The 26,957-nt window shown below is 41.5% G+C and carries 28 protein-coding genes; 14 read left to right on the top strand and 14 right to left on the bottom strand.

Features of this window, described 5'->3' with window-relative positions:
* Position 1 precedes the first annotated feature (1 nt).
* Both J4E76_RS19060 and J4E76_RS19055 read left to right on the top strand, forming a co-directional pair.
* Positions 2–331 (top strand): PadR family transcriptional regulator, encoded by a 330-nt coding sequence (locus J4E76_RS19060; protein WP_208506386.1) that lies wholly within the window; start codon positions 2–4, stop codon positions 329–331.
* The gene (locus tag J4E76_RS19055; protein WP_208506385.1) at positions 315–3,020 is read left to right on the top strand and encodes an ABC transporter permease; all 2,706 of its coding nucleotides are present in this window, start codon (positions 315–317) and stop codon (positions 3,018–3,020) included. Before J4E76_RS19060 ends, J4E76_RS19055 begins: the two co-directional genes overlap by 17 nt.
* A gap of 260 nt (positions 3,021–3,280) precedes the next feature.
* Here the strand turns inward: J4E76_RS19055 and J4E76_RS21060 are convergent, their stop codons facing one another.
* Together J4E76_RS21060 and J4E76_RS19050 are read right to left on the bottom strand one after the other, a co-directional pair.
* Positions 3,281–3,403 carry a hypothetical protein gene (locus tag J4E76_RS21060; protein ID WP_255552127.1) on the bottom strand — a complete coding sequence of 41 codons (123 nt, stop codon included), beginning with the start codon at positions 3,401–3,403 and terminating at the stop codon, positions 3,281–3,283.
* Between the two features lie 44 nt (positions 3,404–3,447).
* Positions 3,448–4,668: a DEAD/DEAH box helicase gene (locus tag J4E76_RS19050; protein WP_208506384.1), complete on the bottom strand. Its 1,221-nt coding sequence runs from the start codon at positions 4,666–4,668 to the stop codon at positions 3,448–3,450.
* Between the two features lie 96 nt (positions 4,669–4,764).
* Between J4E76_RS19050 and J4E76_RS19045 the strand changes: the two genes are divergently transcribed.
* Positions 4,765–4,992, top strand: coding sequence for a heavy-metal-associated domain-containing protein (locus tag J4E76_RS19045; RefSeq protein ID WP_208506383.1), 228 nt, complete (start codon positions 4,765–4,767; stop codon positions 4,990–4,992).
* On the opposite strand, the gene J4E76_RS19040 is transcribed toward J4E76_RS19045, so the two are convergent.
* The 4 genes from J4E76_RS19040 to J4E76_RS19025 all read right to left on the bottom strand — a co-directional run bounded on the left by J4E76_RS19040 (position 4,993) and on the right by J4E76_RS19025 (position 10,260).
* Positions 4,993–6,447 carry a TrkH family potassium uptake protein gene (locus J4E76_RS19040; RefSeq protein ID WP_208506382.1) on the bottom strand — a complete coding sequence of 485 codons (1,455 nt, stop codon included), beginning with the start codon at positions 6,445–6,447 and terminating at the stop codon, positions 4,993–4,995. It lies immediately after the preceding gene.
* A gap of 9 nt (positions 6,448–6,456) precedes the next feature.
* Entirely contained in the window at positions 6,457–7,797 is a 1,341-nt protein-coding gene (gene trkA, locus J4E76_RS19035) for a Trk system potassium transporter TrkA (protein ID WP_208506381.1), read from the bottom strand.
* Positions 7,798–7,874: 77 nt separating this feature from the next.
* Complete coding sequence (locus J4E76_RS19030) at positions 7,875–9,032, bottom strand: mechanosensitive ion channel family protein (protein ID WP_208506380.1); 1,158 nt, start codon at positions 9,030–9,032, stop codon at positions 7,875–7,877.
* 25 nt (positions 9,033–9,057) lie between these two features.
* Positions 9,058–10,260, bottom strand: coding sequence for an S-adenosylmethionine:tRNA ribosyltransferase-isomerase (locus J4E76_RS19025; protein ID WP_208506379.1), 1,203 nt, complete (start codon positions 10,258–10,260; stop codon positions 9,058–9,060).
* A gap of 300 nt (positions 10,261–10,560) precedes the next feature.
* Here J4E76_RS19025 and J4E76_RS19020 point away from each other — a divergent pair, with 300 nt between their 5' ends.
* Entirely contained in the window at positions 10,561–10,908 is a 348-nt protein-coding gene (locus tag J4E76_RS19020; RefSeq protein ID WP_208506378.1) for a hypothetical protein, read from the top strand.
* A 61-nt stretch (positions 10,909–10,969) separates the two neighbouring features.
* On the opposite strand, the gene J4E76_RS19015 is transcribed toward J4E76_RS19020, so the two are convergent.
* The 8 genes from J4E76_RS19015 to J4E76_RS18980 form a co-directional block, all read right to left on the bottom strand.
* Positions 10,970–11,860: a biotin-dependent carboxyltransferase family protein gene (locus J4E76_RS19015; protein WP_208506377.1), complete on the bottom strand. Its 891-nt coding sequence runs from the start codon at positions 11,858–11,860 to the stop codon at positions 10,970–10,972.
* Positions 11,853–12,563, bottom strand: coding sequence for a 5-oxoprolinase subunit PxpB (gene pxpB / locus J4E76_RS19010; protein ID WP_208506376.1), 711 nt, complete (start codon positions 12,561–12,563; stop codon positions 11,853–11,855). Before pxpB ends, J4E76_RS19015 begins: the two co-directional genes overlap by 8 nt.
* A 1-nt stretch (position 12,564) precedes the next feature.
* On the bottom strand, positions 12,565–13,320 hold the full coding sequence (locus J4E76_RS19005; protein WP_208506375.1) for a 5-oxoprolinase subunit PxpA: 756 nt from the start codon (positions 13,318–13,320) through the stop codon (positions 12,565–12,567).
* 6 nt (positions 13,321–13,326) lie between these two features.
* Positions 13,327–13,743: a nuclear transport factor 2 family protein gene (locus tag J4E76_RS19000; protein WP_208506374.1), complete on the bottom strand. Its 417-nt coding sequence runs from the start codon at positions 13,741–13,743 to the stop codon at positions 13,327–13,329.
* Positions 13,744–13,827: 84 nt separating this feature from the next.
* Positions 13,828–14,244 (bottom strand): hypothetical protein, encoded by a 417-nt coding sequence (locus tag J4E76_RS18995; protein ID WP_208506373.1) that lies wholly within the window; start codon positions 14,242–14,244, stop codon positions 13,828–13,830.
* Positions 14,245–14,312: 68 nt separating this feature from the next.
* On the bottom strand, positions 14,313–15,305 hold the full coding sequence (locus tag J4E76_RS18990; RefSeq protein ID WP_208506372.1) for an NAD-dependent epimerase/dehydratase family protein: 993 nt from the start codon (positions 15,303–15,305) through the stop codon (positions 14,313–14,315).
* A 40-nt stretch (positions 15,306–15,345) separates the two neighbouring features.
* Positions 15,346–15,696, bottom strand: a complete 351-nt coding sequence (locus J4E76_RS18985; protein WP_208506371.1) for a hypothetical protein — start codon at positions 15,694–15,696, stop codon at positions 15,346–15,348.
* A gap of 99 nt (positions 15,697–15,795) precedes the next feature.
* On the bottom strand, positions 15,796–16,854 hold the full coding sequence (locus J4E76_RS18980; protein WP_208506370.1) for a D-alanine--D-alanine ligase family protein: 1,059 nt from the start codon (positions 16,852–16,854) through the stop codon (positions 15,796–15,798).
* Between the two features lie 112 nt (positions 16,855–16,966).
* On the opposite strand from J4E76_RS18980, the gene J4E76_RS18975 reads away from it, so the two are divergent.
* The 10 genes from J4E76_RS18975 (at position 16,967) to trpC (ending at position 26,941) form a co-directional block, all read left to right on the top strand.
* Complete coding sequence (locus tag J4E76_RS18975; protein WP_236017552.1) at positions 16,967–17,596, top strand: 2OG-Fe(II) oxygenase; 630 nt, start codon at positions 16,967–16,969, stop codon at positions 17,594–17,596.
* Positions 17,597–17,628: 32 nt separating this feature from the next.
* Positions 17,629–18,906: an NRAMP family divalent metal transporter gene (locus J4E76_RS18970; RefSeq protein WP_208506369.1), complete on the top strand. Its 1,278-nt coding sequence runs from the start codon at positions 17,629–17,631 to the stop codon at positions 18,904–18,906.
* A gap of 56 nt (positions 18,907–18,962) precedes the next feature.
* Positions 18,963–19,871 carry an endonuclease/exonuclease/phosphatase family protein gene (locus tag J4E76_RS18965; protein ID WP_208506368.1) on the top strand — a complete coding sequence of 303 codons (909 nt, stop codon included), beginning with the start codon at positions 18,963–18,965 and terminating at the stop codon, positions 19,869–19,871.
* A gap of 70 nt (positions 19,872–19,941) precedes the next feature.
* Positions 19,942–20,664, top strand: a complete 723-nt coding sequence (locus tag J4E76_RS18960; protein ID WP_208506367.1) for a hypothetical protein — start codon at positions 19,942–19,944, stop codon at positions 20,662–20,664.
* Positions 20,665–20,750: 86 nt separating this feature from the next.
* Positions 20,751–21,593 (top strand): LytTR family DNA-binding domain-containing protein, encoded by an 843-nt coding sequence (locus J4E76_RS18955; RefSeq protein WP_208506366.1) that lies wholly within the window; start codon positions 20,751–20,753, stop codon positions 21,591–21,593.
* Positions 21,594–21,682: 89 nt separating this feature from the next.
* Positions 21,683–22,672, top strand: coding sequence for a YceI family protein (locus J4E76_RS18950; protein ID WP_208506365.1), 990 nt, complete (start codon positions 21,683–21,685; stop codon positions 22,670–22,672).
* Positions 22,673–23,016: 344 nt separating this feature from the next.
* Positions 23,017–24,417: an anthranilate synthase component I family protein gene (locus tag J4E76_RS18945; RefSeq protein ID WP_208506364.1), complete on the top strand. Its 1,401-nt coding sequence runs from the start codon at positions 23,017–23,019 to the stop codon at positions 24,415–24,417.
* On the top strand, positions 24,414–24,986 hold the full coding sequence (locus J4E76_RS18940) for an aminodeoxychorismate/anthranilate synthase component II (RefSeq protein ID WP_208506363.1): 573 nt from the start codon (positions 24,414–24,416) through the stop codon (positions 24,984–24,986). The genes J4E76_RS18945 and J4E76_RS18940 overlap by 4 nt, the downstream gene beginning before the upstream one ends.
* A gap of 80 nt (positions 24,987–25,066) precedes the next feature.
* A complete protein-coding gene (gene trpD, locus J4E76_RS18935) occupies positions 25,067–26,053 on the top strand; it encodes an anthranilate phosphoribosyltransferase (protein WP_208506362.1) in 987 nt (328 codons plus the stop codon).
* 90 nt (positions 26,054–26,143) lie between these two features.
* Positions 26,144–26,941: an indole-3-glycerol phosphate synthase TrpC gene (trpC, locus tag J4E76_RS18930; RefSeq protein ID WP_208506361.1), complete on the top strand. Its 798-nt coding sequence runs from the start codon at positions 26,144–26,146 to the stop codon at positions 26,939–26,941.
* The last annotated feature ends 16 nt before the right edge of the window (positions 26,942–26,957 follow it).

Genomic DNA, 26,957 nt, shown 5'->3' with positions numbered 1-26,957 from the left:
TATGAAAGGCACTTACTTAGGCGAATTCGAAGAACTGGTTTTATTGACAGTCGCCATGCTAGAAGATGAGGGTTATGGTATTTCGGTAAAGCAAGAAGTCGAGCAAAGAACCAAGCGCACTATCAATCTGAGCGCTATTCATTCTACACTATACAGACTAGAGAAGAAAGGCTTTTTGAATTCACGACTAGGGGAGGCAACCAAAGTTCGGGGTGGCAAGCGTAAGCGGATTTTTTATATCACACCCTTTGGTGTGAAAGGATTGAAAGCAGCTAAGTCACTCAGAGAAGATATTTGGAATTCAATACCTACATATGTCTTACAAAAATGACATGCCATCGCCACCGCGTATTGCTCGGTGGTTTCTTCAGTTATTCTGCACAGAGCTGTGGTTAGAAGAAATTGAAGGCGATTTAGAGGAAGAATTTGCTCTGAATGTCAAGGAAAAAGGCATTAGAAAAGCAAGAATTAGTTATTTCTGGACGGTTTTACGATCGTTCAGGCCATATATACTCAAGGAGAAACTTTTATCAGGTCACAACTCAAACAAAAACGTTATGTTCTCAAATTATCTCAAGATTACCCTTAGGGCCCTACTCAAGAATAGGGTCTATTCCTTCATCAATATATCTGGACTTGCTATAGGCATAGCCGGAGCCTTATTGATTTTTCACTATGTGAGCTTTGAATCCAGTTATGAAAAGTTCATTCAAGATTCCGATGATATGTATCGGGTGAGTCTTGAATTATATGGCAATGGTGAATTCGTTTACCATAGTGCCGAAAACTATCCGCCTGTAGGAGAAACAATGGTCAACGATTTTCCTGAAGTAGTCGAATGGGCACACCTATATAATATGGGTGCAAAGAATAATGTGGTTATTACCTATGAAGAGAGTCCAGGGGAACCTGTGAAGCTTAAACACAAGAAATTCCTTTATGCGAGTCCTAGTACGCTTTCCATGTTCTCAGCCCAAATGGTGGAAGGCGATGCCGCAACAGCATTGAACGAGCCTTTTAGTATCGTAATCTCAGAGAGTACTGCTAAGAAATACTTTGGTGATGAAAGCGCTTTAGGCAAGCGTTTGCGTCTACGTGATGACGACTTCAATAATGAAAACTGTTTGGTAACGGGCGTGTTTAAAGATCTTCCCGCTAATACACATTTAAAGTATGATGTGCTGATCTCTACAGGAACCATCTATGGTCGATGGGATGGCGCCTTGACAAGGTATAAAACAGGTTGGGTAAGAAAGGATTTCTATACCTATGTGAAGGTAAGACCGGGAACTGATATCAAGGCATTGGAGTCAAAAATTCCGGAAATGATCGATCGAAATATGCCAGATTTGGCGGATCAAAATGCTCGACATGTAATGCATTTACAACCTTTAAACAGGATTCACTTTGACTCTCACCTGTCAGATGAATCAGAATTGAATGGCAGTGCTGAGCCGATAACTTTCCTTTCCATCATTGCCATCTTTATAGTGGTGATCGCTTGGGTTAATTATGTAAACCTTGCTACTTCGAGATCACTCGATCGTGCGCGAGAAGTTGGAATCCGAAAAGTTCTGGGTTCATTACGTGCCCAACTCATCAGGCAGTTTCTCTTTGAATCCGTGATTGTTAATCTTCTGGCAGTTGTACTAGCCTTGGGTATTGTGGCCTTGGCATTGCCGTCTTTCTATGTTATCAGCGGTATCCCTGACAGTGTTGTCATTTGGCAGAACCAATCCTTATGGTTGCTATTAGGAGCTGTCTTTTTATTCGGTTCAATTGTATCGGGCTTTTACCCTGCAATGGTACTGTCGTCTTTCAAGCCGGTGAGCACACTCAAAGGTAAGTTTAGAAACTCTAGTACAGGGGTATTGCTTAGAAAGGGATTGGTCATCTTTCAGTTCGCTACTTCAGCTGCATTGATTGTGGGTACGCTCACGGTTTCTAAGCAAATGAAATATATGCAGTCTGCTGACTTAGGTTTTGACTTAGAGCAGACGATCGTTGTCGAACGGGCTGCTATTGCTGATACAAGTAGGACAGTTAGAAACCGAAACCTGGAGACTTTCCAAGAGCAACTTCGAGCAAATGCAAATATTAAGTCAGTATCTAGTAGTGGAATGGTGCCAGGAAAGAAGATCAGATTTAAAGGTGCAGTTAGGGCTTACAATCAACAGGCAGGTCAAGTACATCCGATGGATGCAGTAGGGGGCGATTATGGCTTGATTGAGACCTTAGGAATGGAAATCATTGCAGGCCGTAATTTTTCAAGGGACTTTCCTAATGATAGAGATACTGCTGTTTTGGTGAGTCGCTCATCGGTGCCATTACTAGGCTATGATAATCCTGAAGACATCATTAATCAAGCCGTTGTTGTTGAGAATTTCGGTGCTACTGCAATTGTAATCGGTGTAGTGGAGGACTATAACCATGAGTCTTTAAGAGTAAAAGCAGCACCTTCTATCTTCTTACTAGATCCACAGTGGGCAGAGTACTTTCTATTTAGAGTTGATGGCTCAATCCCAGATGCATTGGCTGCTATTGAAAGGCAGTGGAGCATCACTTATTCGGCTAACCCATTTGACTTTTTCTTCCTTGATGAGTTCTTCAATAATCAGTATAAGTCGGAACAGCAGTTTCAGGCCATGTTTTCTGTCTTTTCCGTCCTGGCCATCCTGATTGGTTGTCTAGGGCTGTTTGGACTATCAGCGTTTACTGCAATGCAAAAGACCAAAGAGATAGGTATTCGAAAAGTTCTGGGTGCTTCGGTGCAAGGAGTATTCTACATGCTTTCGAAAGAGTTTATTGGCTTGATTCTTATTGCTAATGTAATCGCCTGGCCGATCATTTACTTCGCAATGGACAAGTGGTTGCAAGGCTTTGAATACAGAACGGCCATCGATATTTCCGTATTTGGCTTGGCACTCTTAGCTGTTATGGCAGTAGCACTATTGACCATAAGTTTCCAAACAATTAAGTCTGCAAGACTTAATCCAGTGGATTCTTTGAGATACGAATAGGGAATATTTAACTCAATTATTAACCAGCATTTTGCGTCTGATAAAGGTGTAAGGTGCTGGTTTTATTTTATGCTTTAATGTGATGATTACATAACTTAAGATCGGTCCGCACTTCAAGTGCGAACCAGATGGAGGGAATATTGACCACCCCTCTTTTTACCCTGAGGATACGAAGGGCCTATGTATTAAGATAAGTTCCTTCGCTTCGCTCAGGATGGGAAGGTTGGAGGAGATTATCCGATTTCAAGGGGGAGGCTCTGTTATGGTTTGTTGTTTCCCTCCGCTCTTCCAGCACCCTTCAGCCTAGCGCTCACCTGTCTGCCAACAGGCAGGCTTGTAGTGAGTGCTGATATTGTTTTAGCCTTGAAGTGTGATGATTGCATAATTTAAGACCGGTTCGCACTGCAAGTGCGAACCATACCTGAGCTTATCTTCTCTTTTTGAAGTGTTTCTTTTTGCCCCCGTAAGAATTGCGGCCTCGACCAGCAAACTTCTTTGGGTTATACTCTGGGCCTTCACCAAGAAAGTCAGGCATAGGCACTTTTCTCACTTCGGCCTCAATCAGTTGTTCAATCTTCTGGAAGTTCTCCTGATCGTCTTCATTGATAAAAGTGACGGCTTCACCCTCAGACTCTGCTCGTGCTGTTCTACCAATTCTATGAACATAGTCGGCTGCATCATTAGGTACATCATAGTTGATGATCATATCGATATTATCTACATCGATACCTCGTGAGATTACATCTGTGGCGACAATTATCGGTAACTGTTTATTCTTGAACTCTCTGAGTATGCTTTCTCTTTCGAGCTGCTCTAGGTCACTTGAAATTCCTTTTGCCTGAAAGCCTTCTTTCTGCAGTGCGCGAGTGATGTCTCTTACCTTTGATTTTCTCGAAGTAAAGACAATAAGGCTAGGAATGTCACCAAAGCGAAGCAGGTGCTTGACCAAGTCTATCTTTTGGGAATCGTAGGTTAAAAAAGCAGCCTGCGTGATTTTTTCAGATGGCTTCGCAATTGAGATGTTGATTTCTTCTGGATCGTTCAGTATCTCTTTGGCCATTTTCCTAATCTTCGGAGCCATGGTGGCAGAGAAAAGAAGGTTTTGGCGCTCTTTAGGCAGATGATTGATGATCTTCATGATATCCTCATGGAAACCCATATCGAGCATTCGATCGGCCTCATCTAGCACTAAATGCTTTAGTTGATCAACTTTCACATAGCCTAGGTTCAAGTGAGATATTAGCTTTCCGGGAGTACCTATGACAATGTGAGTCCCTTTTGCCAGGGCATTCTTTTCTCTGGTAAAGCCAGCACCATCTCCACCACCATAAACTGGCAAAGAAGTTATCCCGCTGAAATAGCTAAGCCCTTCCAACTGCTGATCGATTTGTACCGCCAATTCTCTGGTCGGACAGATGATCATGGTATTAATGTGTTCATCAGAGGCACCGCTTTCTGCTATTTTATGCATTAATGGCAGCAAGAATGCTGCTGTTTTACCGGTGCCTGTCTGAGCGCAGCCGATAAGGTCCTTGTTGGCTATGATGGTCGGGATGGCTGCTTCTTGGATCGGAGTTGGTTTTTCGAACCCCATTGCATCCAATCCGGCAAGCACATCTTCGTGTAAATTGAGTTCTGAAAAGGTCAAAGCTTGAACTATATTATGAATAGATTTGTATGGCCATTAGGAGGCCTTCTCGAAAGATACTAAGATCAATCGATGGAGCAATAAAACTGACTGAAAATGAAGAAAGCCATCTATAAGACCAATATTAACTGCGGTGGATGTATAGCGACTGTAACACCCTTTATGGAAAAGGCAAAAAGCGTTGAAGAATGGTCCGTGGATACAGACTCTAAAATCAAATTGCTGACTGTTTCGGGAACCAATCTGGACAAGATTGAAGTGGAAGCCTTAGTGAAATCAGCTGGTTTCGAGATCAAAGAAAAGAAAGGTCTCTTTTCCTTCTAGTTAGCGTTTTCTCCAGAAATGAGGGGAGAGCAGCATTAGAACAGTAAAGAGCTCTAGCCTGCCCAGCAACATTAAAGCAGAGAGTAACCATTTCCCCGCGGTCGGCATACCTGCAAAGTTGTTGAGAGGGCCTACATCACCAATTCCAGGACCTACATTACCCAAAGAGGTAGCTACCGCTCCGAAGGCCGTATCGAAATCGACATTCATTGATGAGAGTAATGTTACTCCAACCAGGAACACCAGAATGTAAATCATAATAAAGGCAAGCACATTATATACAATGCTTTGCTCTACCGCTTTACCACTAATTCTTACAGGCATTACGGCAGAGGGGTGAAGCTGTCTTTTCAACTCTAGGAAGGAGTTTTTGAATAATACGACATGACGTATCACTTTTACCCCACCTGCAGTCGATCCGGCAGAGCCTCCCACAAATAGAAGGATAAAGAATAATACTGATAAGAAGGGTGTCCATGAGGTATAGTCTGCTGACACAAAACCAGTGGTAGTAATCAACGAGACTACTTGAAATAGTGCATCCCTGAAAGAGTTTTCAAAAGGTTTGTCATTAACAACTAACAGCGTTACCGTTACAATTACGGTGATCACCGCTGTAAAAGTGAGGTAGACTAAAAACTCTTCATTCTTGAATACCTTCTTGAAATTCCTTTTTAACCCAAAGTAGGTGAGCGTGAAACTGGTTCCTGCTAGGAACATAAAAAAGATGACTATGTACTGAATCACCGGGTCCACGAATTGAAGGCTATCGTTTTTGGTTGAAAAGCCACCTGTAGCCATGGTAGTAAGGGAATGATTGATTGCATCAAAAGGACCCATACCAGCAACATATAGAGCAATTGCCTCGGCCAGAGTGAGTCCTACATAGAGGAACCACAAACGCTTGGCTGTTTCTTGAATTCGAGGTTGGAGTTTGTCAGGTGTTATGCCCGGTGCCTCGGCCACAAACAGCTGCATTCCTCCAATACCAAGAAATGGTAGAATGGCCAGGGCTAAAACTATAATTCCCATGCCGCCTATCCATTGGGTGAGGCTTCGCCAAAATAGAATGCCGTTAGGAACAGCCTCAATGTCTGTCAGAATAGAGGCTCCCGTGGTTGTATATCCTGAGATGGTTTCGAAGAAGGCATCTGTAAAATTTGGGATAGAACCACTGATAATATAGGGTAGGGCACCGAAAATGGACATGAAAATCCATCCGGCCGTAACGATGAGGTACCCGTCTTTTTTCTTAAGCTCTTTGCTCTTTTTATTTCTTGTGAGGTATCGTAAAAGAAAACCGGATCCAAGCGTAACCAAGCTGGAGGTCAATATGGCGATCCAGTCATGTTCGCCATAGTAAAGAGATATTGGCAGACAGAGTGCCATAAAGCCACCGTTGATCAGGAGGAGGATCCCCAAAATATCACCAATAACTTTTAAGTTGAATCTCATTGAAATGCGCTAGATGAAGTAATCTTCAACCTTTTTAATACATTCAAGCTTTGACAAAACGACCACTCGGTCTTTAGGTTGAAACTTGAAATCTCCAGGTGTAGTAAGCCCTTTGCCATCTCTAATCACACCACCGATGATAGCGGATTTAGGGAAGTCAAGATTGCGGAGCTCCTGTCTAGTGATTTTAGAAGTTTCTTGGACTTCAAACTCTAGAATCTCAGCATCAACCCCGTGAATACTTGCGATAGATACAATCTCACCTTGACGAATATGACGGAAGATAAAGTTAGCCGCGATCAGTTTTTTGTTGATCATGGTGTCCACACCAATACTCTGCGATAGATGGATGTAGTCCATGTTCTCGACCATAGCGATGGTTTTCTTTACACCCATCTTTTTCGCCACGAGACATGAAATGATATTGGTTTCAGAATCTCCTGTAACGGCAATGAAAGCGTCCATTTCATTGATGCTTTCTTCTTCCAAAAGGTCAACGTTACGTCCGTCCCCATTAATTACCATCGCGTCAGGAAGTTGATCAGCAAGCTCAAAGCACTTTTGCGAGTCACGTTCAATCAACTTGACATTATAACGGGCACTTAAAAGCTTAGCGGCATGAAAGCCAACACGTGACCCACCTAAAATCATTACGCTCTTTACACCCTCTTTTTTCTTACCAGTAAGAAAAAGTAGTTTTTCCACACCATCAGGTTGCGCTACAAAATAAGCATGGTCATTTTCTTCGAAACAAGTGTCGCCATAAGGAATAATGGTTTCATTGTCTCTCAGGATGGCAACAGTCATAAAAGACTGGTCTGGATTGATTTTGGCCACTTCAAGCATTGACTTGCCTTTTAGTGGACTTTTGGAATCAATGTTGACACCTATGAGTTGCAATAGCCCTTTCTCGAATTCAAAACTGTCTGTTACTGCTACTTCCTTGAGAAGTCTTTTGATCTCTCTAGCGGCAAGCGATTCGGGAGAAATTACATCATCAATACCTAAATGCTTGAGATTGAGCTTATCTTTTTGGTAGAGAAATTCTGTATTAGATATACGTGCAATGGTTCTTTTTGCACCTAAATGCTTGGCAATGATAGCCGTTGCAATATTCGCTTCTTCAGAGGAGGTAACTGCGATTAGCAGATCAGCATCTGCAACTCCCGCTTCTTCCAACACACCATAAGAGGTAGAAGTACCTTTTATGGTAGCCGCATCGATCGTATTACTGGCTTGTTTTAATTTATCAGCAGCTCTGTCAATTAAGACAATGTCTTGCCCTTCCTGACAGAGAAGTTTAGCCAAATGAAATCCCACATTTCCAACACCCGCAATAATAACTCTCATCCGAATTCCCTTATAAAGTGGGCAAATTTATGAAAAAATCATCTACTAGCGTTCAATTTGATTCTGATTCCTATAATCTACTTCTGGCCTTTGCCTGTATTTGTCCAACCAGACTTTAGATGTAAATCTCTCTGTGGGTAAGGAATTTCTATCTTATGCTCTTTAAACTTCTCGAATATTTCATAGTAAAGTTGACTCTTCAAGATGATTGGTTTGTCGATATAAGTGCTGGTCCAAATCAGTAAATCAAAATCTATGGAGCTATCTCCGTAACCCACAAACAATACATCAGGTGCCGGCCTTTTAAGTATGTCTTTATTGGCGTCTGCCACTTCGAGCAGCACCTTTTTGATAACTGCCGGGTCTTCTTTGTAGGATACACCTACAGGGACATGGTATCTGATTCTTCTGTCATTGTGGCTCCAGTTGATGACCTGCTTATTAATAAGGTCTGAGTTTGGAATAATAATGGAGATGTTGTCATTGGTGTTTACAGTACTGGCTCTCGAAGAGATTTTAACGACATCGCCTGAAACACTACCAACTTCTATACGATCACCAACCTTTATAGGTCTTTCAAATAGAATAATGAGGCCTGAGATAAAGTTGTTGGCTATGTTTTGTAGGCCAAAGCCAATACCAACACCAAGTGCACCAGCTAGTACATTTAAAGAGCCTAGATTGATTCCTGAGTTCTGAATAACAACAAAGGCTCCAACAATAATGAGAAAGTACTGTATGATTGTTCCTATAGACTGACTCACGCCTATGTCATCGGAATATTTCGATAGAATTTGCTTGACGAAAATGGTCTTCAACTTGCCTGAAAGGAAAACAAGGAGCGTCATAAAGAAGATCAAACGCGCTATATCGAATAAGGTCAGGTCTGGGAGGCCATCCTTATCTTTAGTAAAAGGGTAATTCAGGTCTGAATCTTCATTAAGTCCAATGGCAGTTAGAAGGAAAGCAACCCCGATAATTAGGAGTGTATACTTGGTTGTATTTCCGATCGAGAGTACCGTTTTCCGATCGTGGACGTATCTAGGAAGTATTTTGTTAATCAATGTCGCTCTAACCAGATTACCAATGAGGTTAACAAGGAATAGAAAAACTATAGGTATGATAATCTCCGTTGCTGTAAAGGAAGATCCTTCCCCAAGAATGTCAATAGGCTCTCCTAACAAAGGGATATTAGAATTGATATAATTTATTAGCCTGTCATAGAGCTGAGCCATACGCCAATATAGTTATCTTTTCAGATTAAGGAAGCAAAAGTGAAGAGTCTCCATAACTCAAAAAACGATAGCCGTTTTCTAGGCCATGGTTGTATACTTTTTGCCAGTCTTTACCAATAAATGCAGCTACCAATAACATCAAAGTACTACCTGGTTGGTGAAAATTAGTGAACAATCCATCACATACCCTAAACTGATAACCTGGCATGATGAAGATCTCAGTACTTCCTGAAAGTCTCTCAAGTCCTTTTGCCTTCATCCAATCATAAATATTGGAGAATGCTGCCCCACGATTAGGAAGTTCTCCGTCCTGATAGAGCTCCAGCTTTTCGATGCTAAACTCTTCATTACCCCTTGCCAAACGTACACCAAACCAGTAGAGACTCTCCAATGATCTCATAGACGTAGTGCCTACTGCTACAACTCGTTGAGCATTGACAAGGTCCTGAATAGTGTCAATAGTGACTTCTATTTGCTCAGAGTGCATTGGGTGTTCGCGAGCATCATCGACTTTAATGGGCTGAAACGTTCCGGCACTAACATGAAGGGTTAGGAATGATTCTCTAACCCCTTTTTTCTTTAGCTCTTCTAGTATCTCATCTGTAAAATGTAAACCTGCTGTAGGGGCAGCCACGGCTCCTTCTTCCTTGGAATAAACCGTTTGGTAACGCGGCTTATCTTCTGGTTCTGCATCTCTGTTAAGGTATGGTGGGAGAGGAACTTGTCCGGCCATCTCTACTACTTCTGCAAAAGAGAAGTTTTCATTGTCCCAACTCAAAGATACAGTGCGCTTTTCTCTACTTACTAAAGTTGCTGTGAGCATTATTTCTTGCTGATGGGCATTCAGAGCTCGACTGAGAACTGTCCCTTCTTTCCATCTTTTTAGGTTACCGACCATGCACTCCCAAATAACAGGACCTGATGATTCCATTATTGTGCTAATGATCGAAGTAGGAGATACTGGCTTCAGTAGGAAGATTTCTATGTGGGCACCCGTGTCCTTCTGAAAATGCAAGCGTGCAGGAATGACTTTCGTGTTATTAAAGAATAGAGTAGTCTGGTCATTTAGAAATTCCGTGGACTCTTTAAAGATTCTGTCCTGGATATCGCCCTTATGATAGTAAAGAAGTTTAGCATCATCCCGGTTGGCTAGTGGATGTTTGGCGATTTTTTCATCTGGAAGATGATAGTTGAAAACTGATAAATCAGGTGGTTTTGGTATGCTCATAGCGCTTAGGCAAAAGTAAAAGCAAAACTCCAATTTATCCGCCTTAGCGACCGTTAAACATTTTTTTTACTAGTCATGCAACTTTTTTCAAGGCCCTTTTCGAACAGGATTGTCCGCATTTATGAACGAAAATGGACAAATCCGTACACAGTGATTTTTTTCTTAATTTATAACTTACTGATAATCAAGTTGTTAATTTTTTTGGCATAGGGATTGGAAATAGAATGGCAGGTCAAAAACAACGGTCAATTTTTAGGTCAATCTTCCGTCTTAGGGCGGAACTCAAAATATCAGAACAACATGAAAACAGTAAGTAAAAGAAATATCTCAGCGCTCTTCGCGCTACTGCTGGCAGGAACTATTCTAACCTCTGCCAAGTCAGATTCAGTTGCAAGTTTATCGGAAGTTCCCACTATTGAAGAAGCTCACTACTTAGAATATGTAGAGGAGTATGTGGAGAGCTACTATGAAGAAATTGGAGACGAACTTTTCGAATCTAGCGAATACGTTAAAGTGTATGACGCTAATAATGAACTAGTAGTCGCTGGAGAAAGATCCGAACTAGATGAGGAGCAACTTCAGATTTTAAGACAAGCTGATTTGCTGACAGAGCAATCAGGCACAGAATATTATCAATTGAATAATTAGTTAGTAGTTTTAGTTTAAGGTTGATTAAGGCGATTTCGAACGGAGATCGCCTTTTCGCATTTTATAGGCCCTCCAGACTAATCAACATAAACTTCAGCTCATCCTTAGGTTTCATTTGAGCCACTATTTCTAAATCCTCAGTAACAACATTCGCAATTCTTGGGTATCCCCCTGTAGTTTGAGCATCAGCCATCAATATAATTGGGCTACCGGCATTATTTAGCTGAACGGTGCCAATGGTAATGCCCGAAGAGATCTCTTCACCGGAGGACTTATAATTAGATAAAACACCTTTTAAACGATATCCCATCCTGTTCGAATCAGCATCAACGATGAAAATCTGTTCAAAAAATGACTGAATAACATCAATATCAAACTGACTGAACTCTGGCCCTGTGACAACTCGAATTATATAGCACTCTGAATATATCGGTTGTTGATTGACTGGAATCCTTGAAGGGGCGATTCTCTCTCCAGTGTTTATGCGAAAAGTATAACCATCCTTTATTTTGGAGGGCAGCACTTTGCTTTCTATTAAACTGGGAAGTGCGCTATAACTTCCTAGCCATTGGGGAACAAGCCATTCACCTCCAATGGCCAGATATGTCCGACAACCAAAAACGGTGTCATGAAACTCTAGCCGGTCTCCTTTCTCAATGTCAATTGTTTTGTAGCTCTCAATAGAAACACCATTAAGTGTGGCTTTCATATTGGCTCCTGTGATGGCAATTTGCCCACTGTTCTCGAAGGAAAGTATGGGGCCAAACATTGTCATTTCGAGCACGGGGCTATTTAATGGGTTACCAACAAGTTGATTGGCAATATGCATAGAGCTTTTATCCAAAGCTCCACTGAAAGGGATACCCTGATCCTGAACACCCATTCGACCTTCGTCCTGAATGGAAGTATAGAGTCCAGCTTTTAGGCAAGTGACTTGCATTACATCAGGCATACGCCTCTTCCATTTCGAAAATTTCAGTTTCTATTTTCAGCTGGATGATTTTGAATTCTTCCAAACCAATAGCTCTAAACTTGACATAGTCTCCTGGTGCCAGCAAGCTGGTTTGCCCTCTATTCGGATCAAACATGTTTAGAGGTGTTTGCCCTATAATTTGCCAACCACCAGGGGCTTCCGTAGGATAGATACCTGTTTGCAGACCAGCAAGACCTACTGAGCCCTTAGGAACTCTTAGCCTTGGTGTCGCTTTACGTTTACAGGCTAGGTGTTCAGGTAGACTTCCCATATAGGCAAACCCTGCTACAAAGCCCAGCATATAGACACGGAACACTTGGCCAGTATGCATTTGGATCAATTCTTCTTTGGTGAGATCTATCTGCTCACAAACTTCCAGTGAATCCAAGTCGAAAGGTTTTTCATAACACACAGGTATAGAATAGACTTTTCTTTCACTTGTCGAACTCAACTTTGGGGTTCCATTGATGGTTACTTTAACTAAATCCGAAATGGTGACAAATTTCCAGTTTTCGATATCATACCCAATGGTTAAAGAATTGTAGGCAGGGATAAGGTAAGAGATGCCTTTCTGCACTTTCAAAGCTTCGTACAGAGAAATTACCTTTTGGTTTACTTCCTCTGAAATCACCTTTTCGAAGGTGACTATAATAGCACTGTCTCCAAAAGGCTGAATTTCCATATTAGAAATGCTTTTTCTCGATCTGTTGTTCTTGTAGTAACGCTTCGATGGCTTTCAGTATATCTACAGCGGCAGGATTATCTCCATGAATGCAAAAGCTCTTCGCATTTAGTGAAACTTCTATTCCATCTAAGGTCACCGTTTTTCCATGGTTTGTGATGGATACGACTTGTTCGGCTGCCACTGAAGGATCATCAATGACGGCCTGAGGTAATGATCTAGATCTAAGTTTACCATTCGCTTCATATCTTCTATCGGCAAAGGCCTCAGGAATGTAGGTCATATCTACAGTCTCAAGAACTTCTTCAACATGACTACCAGCCAAGCCCATGATTTTGAGCTTTGGATCAATGGACTTTATCGCTTTGTAAACCGTTTCAGCCACCTCTCGATTACTGGCAATTTCATTGTAAAGCGCACCATGTGGCTTTACATAGGCGAGGGCTCCCCCAGCACTGGCAACCATACCTTGTAGTGCGGCTACCTGATATTTTATGAAAGAAGAGAGTTCATCTTGAGAGATTGGAATTACCCTGCGACCAAATCCTTGAAGGTCGGGGTAGCCAGGGTGAGCACCAATTTGAACTTTATGAGACAGCGCAAGGTCAATAGTTCTTTCTATATGGTATGGATCACCGGCATGTACACCGCAGGCTATATTGCAGGAAGTAATGTGTGGAAAGATGGCTTCGTCATTGCCAATTTTGAAGTTGCCAAAGCTTTCGCCCATATCGCAGTTAATGTCTACGGATTTCATGTTTTTTTATTTGTCGTTGTCTATTTCAGGTTCAATAAAGTAGACCTCATAAATCTTGCCTTTCGCCACTTTATACATTGCAAACACTTGTTTGGGTGGGTCGTTTTTATCAAAGATCACATACTCTTGATCGATTACAGTATTTCCGAGAACCATTCTGTTGAGCAGTGTGCAATGCAGGTCTTTGAGTTGAGTAAACATACCAGAAAATGCAGCCCTCATTTGTTCTTTCCCTGACATGGTAAGCTGCTTGGGATGATTATAGATTTTCACAGAATCGCTGTAAGCAGAAAGGAAGTCCTCAATATTATGAGCATTATAAGCATCCAGTTGCTTTTGAACAGCAGTAGCAGCTGACTCTTGAGCGGAAAGCTGGAAAGAGAAGAATATTAGACTTAAGGCAAGTAATGCTTTGATTTTCATGTTCTGAGAATTCTATGAACATGAATCTATGAAAATTGTCTGAGTTAACGTTTAGGCCAGCTGACTTTGTAAAAAGCACCGGAGTTATTGACCCTCAAAGGGACCACTGAGAGGAACTACATGACAACAATCATGACCTACCACGAAATCTTGCTGTACGACAATTTGATTGCCCTGTATGCCGATAAATCGAATATTAGTACCGTTTTGATTGATCTCATCAAGCTGCTCATCGCTCACTACTACATAACTAGCGGTACTTAATACAGTGCCATTTGTGATGCTATAAGTTTGTCCGTTATCTAGGTTTTGAGAATAATAGCTATCTAGAAATATCGGGTTGTCATTGCCGTCCTTAGGACTGAATGTCAAGGATATTAATATTTCAGTGCAAACTATATTATCCGGACAGTCCTCGTTGTTGTTAAGAGGTTGATCATCATTCGAGCAGGCTGTGATGAAGATTAGGTTGATGATCAGAAGATAAATAAGCTTTCTCATTATTACTTGTTTGTACTCTTAGACCTTCGTTTGGTGAAAAGGGTTGGAATTCAAAATTTGATTGATCATTATTTCGCAATGTAACCTTCCTTTTTAAACCAATGATATGCACGATGCACTGCATCTTCTGCGCTCATTTCGGGGACATAGCCCAGCTCATTTTTTGCCTTAGATCCATCTAAATGTTGGCCTCCGGAGAGTACAGCTATCGCAGTCGAGGACAGTGTTGGAGGGGTGCCTCTCAATAACGCATATCTCGTTTCTTGTATCTTGGAGATGATCTTTGCGAATTTTAAAGAAAGAGTTTTTGCAAGAGGTTTAACGCCTGCTTTTTTGCAAATCAATGCGACTAGATCATCGGTATTGGTATTATCACCAGAAATTAGGTAGCGTTCGCCAAAAGATCCTTTTTCAAGCGCTAGTAAAAGTCCACGACCAGCATCACCAGCAAAAACCACATTCCTGTCTCCTTTGATATAGGCAGGTAAGGTTTGGTTAGATAGTTCTACAATCAATCGGCCAGTGGTAGGGCCATAGTCGTATTCCCCGAAAGTCATAGAAGGAATACCGATAACAATAGGGAGATCTGATTTTGCAGCATCTCTAGCCATTTCATCCATTAGGCATTTTACCTGTACATAGGGTGCGCTATTCTCGGGTATCTTGGTGTAGATCCCAGACTCGTTGGCAACTCCCGTGGATGATTTTGGTATGGCTATGGCGCCACCGACATACAGTGCCCTCTTTATTTTTGCCTCGCGTACTGCATCAATAAAAAACTGCATTTGCAGTCGTGCTGTCTTGAGTTCAGCGGACAATGGCCTGGGAATGGTCGGGTAATAGGCTGCGGCATTCACCACATAGTCAAGTCCATCGAAAGCTTTGATTAAGCTACCTCTATTATCAAGGTCCGCAGTCCTTGACTCGTACTTGAGATCGCTGATTTTGCTAAGGTGAGAACCTTCGCGATGGATGATAACAAGTTCATACTGTTTAAAAATGGCTGCTATGGCAATGTGATGACCCAACATGCCTGTGCCTCCAATGATTCCTAATCTCATGTAACGATTTTTCTAAGCGTGCATAAAAAAAGAAGACGTCTTAGTCTTCCTCTTCGTTATCATCATCTGCATAAGGATCGTGTTCTTCTCCTTCTTCCTCGTGCTTATCTTGATATTCTTCTTTAATATCATCCTTCAGGTTGCCGTCATCATCATAGTCATCATCGTCTTCTATGATCTGCTGTGCCTCTTCAATCGTCATTCTCACCAAGTAATGCTTTTCCTCTGTTTCGAAAGGCAAGGCAGAAACGCGTTTGCCTTCCATATTGGTGAAAGAAATCAGATGATCTTCGAATCCTTCAGGATATTCTAATTTGATCAATTCTTGAATGTTCAGGTCGAGTTTTTCAAAGTCTTTGATTACTCGAGGCTTGGCGTTAGGTGTTGACATGAGCTAAGGTTTGAATCATTCAGGCAATATCAAGCATTAATGACGATAAAGTCAATAGTCTAATGTTAAATTATTTGAATCTTTTTTTTGGAAAAAGAGCTACTTAACAGGCTGAGCAGTAATTTTTAATGCCGCATCTCTTTGATACCTCTCCATACCGAGCTCGATCAAAATATCAATGAGCTCCGGATAAGGTATGCCAGTGGCTTCCCACATTTTAGGATACATGCTTATACTCGTGAACCCAGGAATAGTATTTATTTCATTGATCAATACCTCTTCATCAGTAACAAAAAAATCTACTCTAGAAAGTCCTTCACACCCCATGGCTTGATAGGCTTTGATGGCTGTACTTCTTACAAGTTCAATTTGATCATCTGGGATGTCTGCTGGTACCTGGGTGGACGAGGCATCCTGATCTACATATTTTGATTCAAAGTCATAGAATTCGGTACTCATAATAACCTCACCAGGAAGAGAAGCTTTTGGCTTTTCGTTTCCTAAAACAGCGCATTCAATCTCTCTTCCAACAATGGTCTTTTCAATTAAGACTTTCCAGTCGTAGGTAAGAGCCTCATCTAGTTTTGAAAGGTATTCTGCTTCAGTTTCAATCTTAAAAACCCCAACCGAAGAGCCTAGATTGGCTGGTTTAATAAACAGTGGAGTGCCTAAGTCGCGTTCAAGCTTAGCGAAGTCTGGCTTGCTTTCAGGTGTTGCAATGGCGTAGGGGGCTATACCGATTCCAGCATCTCTCAATACCCTCTTGGTTAAGTCTTTATCCATGCATGCTGAGGAGGCCATGACATCACAACCTACAAAGGCCAGGTTCATCATACGGAAATAGCCTTGGATAGTGCCATCTTCTCCAAAGACGCCATGGAGTACTGGCAAAGCGATGTCTAATTGCTTCAGAATTTTACCATTATCAGTATCAAGTACCGCGGCACCTTTGTCCTGTGGCACGAGTGTAATAGGAGTGGACTCTTGTGCGTCAATACTGTCTACTAAAAACCAGTTTCCTTTGATGTCAATGCGCAAGAGTGAAATGTTGTATTTATCACTATCTATTTGCGCTAGAATACTTCTAGTTGATAAAATTGAGATCTCATGCTCGGTGGATTTACCCCCGAAAACTATGGCCAGTTTAAGCTTTGACATTGACAATAATTAATCTTTGTTTGAAGAACGCTAACTGTTGACAATTTTCATATAAGCAGACGATTTATTTGATATAAATGATCACATTTAGCCTAGCTATTTGACGTATTGATTGAAACTTTTTGACGAAGAGAATGCTATCGACTGGGTCGATCGCTTATCAGACCGTGATTATGTGATGATAGATGATGCCATTAGTGAGCAACTCTTTACATCGCTGAGAAAATTCTTTTTGGACAAATTAGACCAAGAAGACTTTAACCTTGCAGGCATTGGTCCTTTAACTAACAATCAGATTGTTCCGACCATCAGGAAGGATCATATTCATTGGATATCCAGAGGAGAAGCTGATTGCATAGATCAGGTGCTGTCAGTTTTCGATCAAATCATTAGTATTCTCAATAGATATTGCTTCCTCAGTATTAAAGACTCCGAATTCCATCTGGCACATTATCCAAGCGGGGCATATTATCAAAGGCACATCGACCAATTTAAAGACCGGGGGAATCGCCTCATTTCAGTAATTCTTTATCTAAATGAGGACTGGCAGCCTGGCAATGGTGGTGAACTGAAGATTTATGGAGAAGGTGATCCGCATGTCATATCGCCAATAGGAAAGAGGCTTGTTTTATTCAAAAGTGATAAGGTTGCTCATGAGGTTCTGACCACTCAAGTCAGCCGATACAGCCTTACGGGTTGGCTGCTTAACAAACCAAAGGGCGTTGGCTATCTGCTCAGCTAATTTCAGTTTGACCATAATTTGTATCTTCCACCATGAAATCAAAGTTCTGGAATTTCATTTTCTGGTTGGTTATTGCAGCAGCATTTATTGGTCCTGGAACCGTAACCACGGCAGCTTCGGCAGGGGCTAATCATCAATACCAACTTTTATGGGCACTGCTCTTCTCCACTTTTGCTTGTGTAATACTTCAAGAAGCTGCGGCTAGAGTATCTATTGTTACTAGTCAAAGCCTGGGAGGGGCCATTCAAGATCGTTTTCAGTCTTCTAAGCTCGTTTGGTTTATAGCCATTGCAGTATTCCTAGGCTGTGCCGCTTATGAAGCGGGGAATATCCTCGGGGCCATTTCAGGGTTGGCTTTAATTGTTACCGGAGTCCCTGCGTGGATTTTCACCATCATTATAGTCGTTGTTGCAGCGATAGTACTGTTTGCCGGAAATATCAATACTGTCGCTAACCTGTTAGGTATTATAGTAGCACTGATGGGCTTGGCATTTTTGTATGCGGCCTTAAGCCTAAAGATAGATGCAGGAGCATTCTTCGAAGGGTTGGTAGTGCCAAAGATTAATGAGAAAAGTGCCTTGTTGACTTTAGGCCTTGTAGGAACCACGATCGTTCCTTATAATATCTTTCTAGGTTCTGGTTTGGCGAAAGGGCAAACAGTAAAACAAATGAGATCCGGCATGATACCATCTATTGTGCTGGGAGGTATTATTTCAATGGCAGTTTTAGTAGTTGGAACATCGCTCATTGGCGAGTTTGGGTTTGGAAACCTACACCAACAATTGGTGAAAAATCACGGAGCATTTATGGGGATAGTCTTCGGTGTGGGACTCTTTGCGGCTGGCTTTACCTCAAGCATCACCGCTGCCCTTGCTGGAGCCATAACTATTAAGAGTGCAACAAAAAGCCAACCGGATGAGCAGTCGTGGAGGTTTAGATCAGTGTGGATTCTTGTTCTACTCACAGGACTCATTTTCGGGGTGAGCAATGTTAAACCTATTCCGGTCATTATTTTAGCACAAGCAGCCAACGGTTTTATACTCCCGCTCTTGGCATTTATTCTCTGGATTATGGTAAACCATGTTTCCAGTATGAAAGACCATAAAAACACCTTAATGCTGAATGTGTTTATGGGCATCACAGTCTTTGTGACAGCCATGCTGGGATTCATCAATGTATTTAAAGCTGTGATGTCTGTGATAGGAGAGACTTTTGCATTTAGTGGTGGTGTAAGGCTCGCTATCCTTCTCCTTGCAGGATTGACCTTGGTTTATGGAATCATCAGAGTTAGGAAAGAACAAAAAGCTTAATAAAATATTCATCCATTCTTTATTCCCCTTTCTTGGGGCTGCCTTAACTTTGTGATATGAAGAAGGGCATTTGGTTACTTATGATTTTGGCCGTCTTATTCTCTTGTGGAGGAGGAGACGATGGCTCAACTCCTGACGATGATGACGATATGGACGAACCAACTCCTTTGTCTTTGGAGAATTGTCCTGTCACAGTATCAAGCGAGTCTCTTGATATTATAACATGGAATATTGAGCAGTTTCCTAAATCTAGTTTTACCGCGAATATGGTGGAGCAGATCATCAAGATATATGACGTAGACGTAATTGCCCTACAAGAAATAACTTCAACTTCTGCTTTTGATGCCTTGGTGGTTGAGCTAGAAGGTTGGTCTGGGTCTGTGACCCAAGTTAATGGCAGCAACCTTATGGTTGGCTATTTATATAAAGAAAGTGAAATTGCTGTCGAAGGGACTCCAATGAATCTTTATGAAGAAGCTTCAAGCGAAAACAATAATGCCTTTACGGCCTTCAGAAGGCCGTATCTGATGAAGGTTAACCACACAAATGGGCTTAGTGTAAACCTGATCAACATTCATTTGAAATGCTGCGATGGCTCAGAAGATAGAAGAAGAGCAGCCTCTGATCTATTGAAAACCTATATAGATGATAACTTGAGTTCAGAAGAAGTGTTGATGTTAGGAGACTATAATGACGATATAGTCGATACTGATAATGTATTTCAGGTATTCTTGGATGATCCTCAAAACTATAAATTCACAACACTACCAATTGCCGAAGGCCCATCATCTGGTTGGTCATTCCCCTCATTCCCAAGTAACATTGATAATGTACTGATTACTGATGAGTTGTTTGACAATGAAATCTCTACTGAGGTGATTTCCATTGATAATTGCGTTTCAACATATTCTTCAACGGTTTCGGACCATAGGCCGGTTTTAGTTCGTCTAAGAGCAGATCAATAAGCGAGTAGAGCATTGTTTACTCTGGACTTTTGGCACAAAGATTGTCAAGAGTTGGTAAACCAATTAGAAAATGCAAAAACTCAAATTATTAATCTCACTATTTATTGTTGGTCTTAGCCCGGTCATGGCTCAAGACTTTGTTGAACCATTCACTGAGTTTATTAGTGATAGGGAATGTTATGTTGTTACCAATGATGGAGAAACCATCAATGGTTATCTCAGAGGCGCTACCCAATGGAGAGGCTTTATTACCAGACTCAGAATTAGAGATGAAAATGGTAAACTACACAAGTTCAAGGCGCATCAGGTTCAAAGATTCGCCATTCGTCCGGGTGCTTTTGCTAAGCTGGCAACCCTTACGGAAAAGTCTACTTCGCTCAGGCATATCATCAAAACAGACCAAAACGATATCTTAGATCGTGAGTGGATCTATTTCGATGCGCAGGCTATGCCTAGAAGAAAGAATAAAATTGCACTACTTCAATTGTTGAACCCTGGTTTTGATCAGCACATCAAAGTGTATGATCATAGAAACGGTTCTAAGTCCATGCCTATTGGGGTTCAAGGTATTGCACTGGTAGGCGGGGAAGAAAGAACCTATTGGGTGGTCAAAGGAGACGGAAAACCAATGATTGTTAGAAAGGCATCATTTAAAAAGTCTTTCGGCTATCTTTTCGCAGATGAACCAGACTTGATTTCTAGTCAGAGAAGGAGGCCTAAATTCAGAAATTTTGCAGGCCATATCCAAGCCTATAATGAATTGAAATATCGGTCAGTTGTAAGCCAAAACTAATTGAAACCGCCTTCGGGCGGTTTTTTAATGCTTGACTATTCGACATTGCTAACTAATTACTGTGTTTTTCCGTCTAGAAGTAAATGATGGATTTTCTATTTCTGAGAAAAAACAGAGTATGGATCATCACTGTTTTTTGGCTGATTGTAGGAGTTCTATTAACCACAAAGTCCGCTCTTGGACAACTTCACGCCAACGGCACCAATACTTGGTTTCAAAACTTTTTTTATCAAGGTTCTGGAGTTTTGATTTGGGGTCTTTTAACACCTCTTCTAATACGCTTCACAAAGAGATTTGATCTGCTTGCAAAAGAGTGGGAAAAGCCTCTTGTGGCTCACTTAACCCTGAGCATTCCACTGGCACTGATTCATAGGGGAGCCGCCATTCTGGTAGACTTCAGTGTGAGAGATTTGGTGGGTGAGGGGCTCTTCGAATCCTGGAATCCATTCGATGTTCTTTACAATTTCCGTTTAGTAATACTTGGAAGTGCTTTGAGCAATTTTGTGATCTATTGGATTATAGTGGTACTGATTTCGAGTATTCTCTTTTATCGTAAAAGGAACATTAATCGGGGATCGGAAGTATTGAGCGCTCGCAACGCAAAGATTAAACATTTGAAAGTGAAAGTTGAGGGTGCTTTTAGAATGATTGCCTTAGATGAAATTATAAGTTGTGAGGCTTCAGGTAACTATATTGATTTGATAACCAACGAAGAAAAATATAGGATTAGGGATACAATGAAGAGTTTAGAATCAAAGCTTGACTACCCCTTTGTTCGCGTACATAGATCGTCTATTGTAAACTTGGATCATTTGGCTTCATTCCAACACCTTTATCAGGGTGAATACCTGTTGAAGTTTAAGAATGGTAGGCAGCTTACATCAACCAAAAGATACCGAAGTAATCTACTGCCCATTGTCAAAGCTTAGGGTTGAACAGGTTTATCACTACTTAAGTAAGATTCATCCCAAAACCTTTCTTTCTAACTCCTGTTAGCGTTTCTATGCCTAAAAAGCAGATGAAACAACTTTACATTATCTTCTTCGCATTACTTTCTTTATCTCATCTTTCCTATGCTCAGGATACTTCGTTTTGGCCAGACCAAGTGAAGCATATTCCAGGACTTGATACAGAAATATTCTCTATTGATCAGTCCCACTCAAAACTAAATTTCTCAATTGGCTTTTTCGGATTTAGCGATGTTGAAGGCACCTTCGGAAGGTACTTTGGTACTATTCTATATAATGAGGATGATTTGCTCAAGACATCCATCACGCTGCTGGCATTCGCTAACACTATTGATACGGGTAATAACTTTAGAGATAAGGATTTGAAAAAGGAGAACTTCTTCGATACAGAAAACCATAAAACCTTAACATTTCAGAGCACTCGCATTGAAAAATTGAATGGACAATTGTTTGCTATAGGAGACCTGAAGATTAAAGGAATTACTAAAGAAGTGAAAGTGCCATTTGAAAGGACGAAAGGACGGTTCATTGATCCGTTTTGGAGTAATCTGAATATAGGTTTTAAGGGAGAGGTGGTAATCAATAGGTCTGATTTTGATATTGACGGTGGTCGCTGGGGCGAAAAGGTATTGTCAGAAGAAGTTAAAATCTCATTTTCAATAGTGGGTAAACAACCCAACACTTTTAAATGGGGTGATGCCGCTACGAGAAAGACAATCGATGAGTTGGTAAACGTATTTGTCAATGAAGGGAGTGAGGCTGGAAAAGTCAAATACCTGGAGGTATCGGATTCGCTAGATGCATTTATCACGAATGGAATTGCGAGCAGACTGATGCAAAAATATTACTTTAAAGAAGCCATTGAATTCCTTGAGCTAGGGATAGAAAAATTTCCTGGAAGAGTGAACATGAAGAAGGATATGGCCCGGGCTTACGCCTTCATTGGGAAGAGAGAAGAGTCCATAAAGTTCTACAATCTTGTATTGGAAAGTTCTCCTTCTGATACCGAAGCGCTACAAGTGATTAGAGCATTTAAATAGGTTGTTGGTCATGTCTTTGACCAATTCATCACACATTTTTACCTTTTCTATCAAATTCTAAAAATTCCATTTGCTTTAAAAAAATCCTTTTCTACATTTGGCGTAGTGAAAAGAACAAACAGATATAATGCATGGTGGTGGCACGTAACGGAACTCCGATAACGTGAACTAAGTGCTATATCTAAAAAGATAAATTGAAAGCCTGCAGTTCCTGCAGGCTTTTTTCGTTTCAGGACTTTCGTCATTGCGAGGGAGTCCACAAGACGACCGCGGCAATCTCATAAAAGTGGGAGATTGCTTCTCCCGATAAGTCGGGATCGCAATGACAAAGAGTAGAATGAGTAATGACAAAATTAAATACGACATATAAGAAACTACTTGCCGATACAGTCACACCAGTGAGTATCTACTTGAAGCTGCGCGATAAGTTCGAGAATCCAATCCTCTTGGAAAGTTCGGATTATCACGGTGCAGATGATAGTTTTTCATACATCTGCTGTGAGCCTATTGCCAGGTTCGAGGTAAAAGATAATCACTACAAGCAGTCGCTGCCGGAAGGAGTTACCGGAGGGGAGGTTTCTGGTAACGGAGCAATGCTCAAGCTTGATGAGTTTGTTGCCTCATTTCAAGCAGATGAGAACCCATTCAAGTTTATCAACAATGGATTGTTCGGGTATATAGGCTATGATGCTGTACAGCATTTCGAGAACATTCCTGTAGGAAATCATCAGGAGGATGAATATGGTATCCCAGATATTCTATATCATGTTTATCGCTATGTCATCGCAATAGACCATTTCAAAAATGAATTATACATTTTTGAGCATTCTCCAGAAGGTTCAGCACCTAAGGGGCTTGAGGCAATCGAGAATTTGGTCAATAATAAGAATTACCCTTCGTACGAGTTTGTACCAGCGCAGCAGGAGAGTTCAAACTATCAAGATGAAGAGTTCCTTGAGATCATAGACAAAGGAATTCAGCATTGCTTTAGAGGAGATGTATTTCAAATAGTGCTGTCCAGAAGGTTTCAGGATAATTTTTCAGGAGACGAGTTTAATGTCTATCGTGCGTTACGGTCAGTAAACCCATCGCCTTACTTATTCTACTTCGACTATGGTAGCTATAAGATCTTTGGCTCTTCTCCAGAAGCTCAATTAGTGATTAAGGATCGGAAGGCAACAATCCATCCGATTGCAGGTACTTTCCGAAGAACAGGTAACGATGAGGCAGATGCTGAATTAGCCAAGAAGCTTCATGCAGACCCTAAAGAAAATTCAGAGCATGTAATGCTTGTAGACCTTGCACGTAACGACCTAAGCCGTGCCGGATCGAATGTTGAGGTAGATACCTATAAAGAAGTGCAATACTTCTCTCACGTCATTCATTTAGTGTCCAAAGTAACTGGTAAGCTGAGCGAAAATATGACTGAGACGCAAATGGTATCTGGCACATTCCCAGCGGGAACGCTAAGTGGTGCGCCTAAGGTGAGGGCCATGCAGCTGATTAATGAGTATGAGTCAACAAGAAGAGGCTATTATGGTGGAGCCATTGGCTTTATGGGCTTCAATGGAGATTTCAATCATGCCATTATGATCAGGTCTTTTCTAAGTAAAGACAATACACTCTTCTATCAGGCAGGAGCAGGAGTTGTGGCCAAATCGAACCGCGAGTCGGAACTTCAAGAGGTCAATAATAAACTGGCAGCACTCAGAAAGGCCATTGAACTAGCAAAGGAGATACGATGAAGATACTAGTGCTAGACAATTACGACTCGTTCACCTTCAACCTGGTTCATTATCTAAGAGAGCTCGGTTATGAAAGGAATATGGATGTGCTGAGAAACGATCAGATCGACCTTCTTGAAGTTGGCGCATATGATAAAATATTACTCTCGCCTGGCCCTGGAATCCCAGAGGAGGCGGGTATTATGCCGGAGCTCATCAAAATGTATGGTAAGGAAAAAAGTATTCTAGGTGTCTGCTTAGGACATCAGGGTATAGCCGAAGCTTATGGTGCTAAACTTTATAATATGCCTGAGGTGCTGCATGGCGTGTCCAGCGAGGTCAAAGTGAAGAAACCTAATGATAGATTGTTCTCAGGCCTACCAGAGACCTATAAGATTTGCCATTACCATAGCTGGAATGTTGACAAAGAACAGCTTGGAGATCAGTTAGAAGTAACTGCAATAGACGAATATGGCGAAATCATGGCCATTAGTCATAAAGAGTACGATGTGAAGGGAGTACAATTTCACCCAGAGTCTATCATGACAGAACATGGGCATCAATTGTTGAAAAATTGGATTAAGAATTAACCGTCTTCGCGAGGAACGAAGCGATCTCCTTAAACGGTTAGAGAGATTGCCGCGCTGCACTCGCAATGACGAACTGAGAAATGAAGGAGATACTAAACCAACTATTCGAATACAAGTCGCTTGATAAAGCCACTGCCAAGGAGATTTTGAAAAACCTGGCCCAAGGTGAGTATAACCAAAGTCAGGTGGCGGCATTCCTTACGGTGTACCTGATGAGAAGTATTACTGTTGAAGAGTTAGAAGGATTCAGAGACGCTATGCTGGAACTTTGTGTTCCGGTAGAGATTCCTGAGTATGACGCAATCGACCTTTGCGGTACTGGTGGAGATGGTAAAAACACCTTTAACATCTCTACATTGTCCTCATTTATAGTAGCTGGAGCAGGTCAGAATGTGGCTAAGCATGGTAATAATGGTGTGTCATCCGTTTCGGGATCGTCTAATCTCATGGCACACTTTGGCTATGAGTTTACAAATGACATTAGCAAACTCAGACAGAGTCTTGACGAATGCGGACTGTGCTTTCTACATGCACCCCTCTTTCATCCAGCAATGAAGAATGTTGCTCCGATTAGAAGAGATCTCGGAGTTAAAACCTTCTTTAACATGTTAGGGCCCATGGTAAACCCATCATTCCCTAAGAAGCAGTTGGTAGGCGTGTTTAGTTTGGAGTTAGCAAGACTCTACGGATATCTGTACCAAAAAACCGATAAGCATTTTGTGATCCTTCATGCCCTAGATGGTTATGATGAAATTTCACTCACTGGTGGCTTTAAGAAGATATCTAATGGAAATGAATCCATTATTAATCCTGTGGATTTGGGTTTTGAAACCATAAAACAAGAGCAGATTCATGGAGGTGAAACCGTTGAGGAGTCGGCAAAAATCTTTGAGACCATTCTGAAGGGCAAAGGAACTACTGCACAGAACAATGTGGTTATCGCTAATGCGGCAATGGCCATCCAATGTGGAAAAGGTGTTTCAACTGACGATGCATTAGGCATGGCCAGAGAATCTTTAGAAAGTGGTAAAGCACTTCGAACATTTAAAAAAATATTAGGACTATAAACAGAACGTCTTTGCGAGGGAGGCACGACCGTGGCAATCCCCAAATAAATTGAGGAGACTGCTTCGTCCCTCGCAGTGACAAAAGAACAAATGGATATACTAGAAAAAATCATAGCGCATAAACTCACCGAGGTGGAGGATAGAAGAGCGCTTTTCCCTGAAAAGCTACTTGAACAGAGTGTGTATTTTGAAGGCAAAACTGTCTCTTTGAAGAAATACCTACTGAGAGAAGACAAGTCAGGTATCATTGCTGAGTTCAAGCGCAAGTCGCCTTCTAAAGGAATGATTAACTCACATGCCAAGGTTGAAAGGACAACAATAGGCTATATGCAAGCAGGAGCCTCGGCACTTTCGGTATTAACGGATGCTGAATTCTTCGGTGGTAAGAACGAGGACCTGAGTGAGGCTAGAAAGTACAATTTCTGTCCAGTGCTTAGGAAGGACTTTATAATTGATGAATATCAAATCATTGAGGCCAAGTCGATCGGTGCCGATGCCATTTTGCTTATAGCTGCCGCACTTGCTCCTGAAAAGCTGCAATCATTGGCCTCTTTTGCCAAGAGTTTGGGGCTTGAAGTTCTAATGGAAGTTCACAATAAGGAGGAACTAGAAAACAACTTGATTGAACAGCTCGATATTGTTGGAGTAAACAACCGAAACTTAAAAACCTTCGAGACTACCATTGAAACCTCGAAGGCCTTGGCTTCGGCAATCCCTGATGATTTTGTTAAAATATCTGAGAGCGGAATCAGCGACCCTGAGTCTATAGCCGACTTGAGAGGTTACGGCTACAAAGGGTTCCTTATAGGAGAGACCTTTATGAAGACTGCCAGGCCGGAGGAAACAGCTAAGGAATTTATTAAACAGTTGAAAAGAGAAAATCGGTAGATCAGAAAACAGTGGA

It is taken from the genome of Roseivirga sp. E12 (genome assembly GCF_017592825.1).
Taxonomy (GTDB): domain Bacteria; phylum Bacteroidota; class Bacteroidia; order Cytophagales; family Cyclobacteriaceae; genus Roseivirga.
The sequence above is the reverse complement of the archived record's forward strand: the minus strand, read 5'-3'. Positions and strand labels throughout refer to the sequence as shown.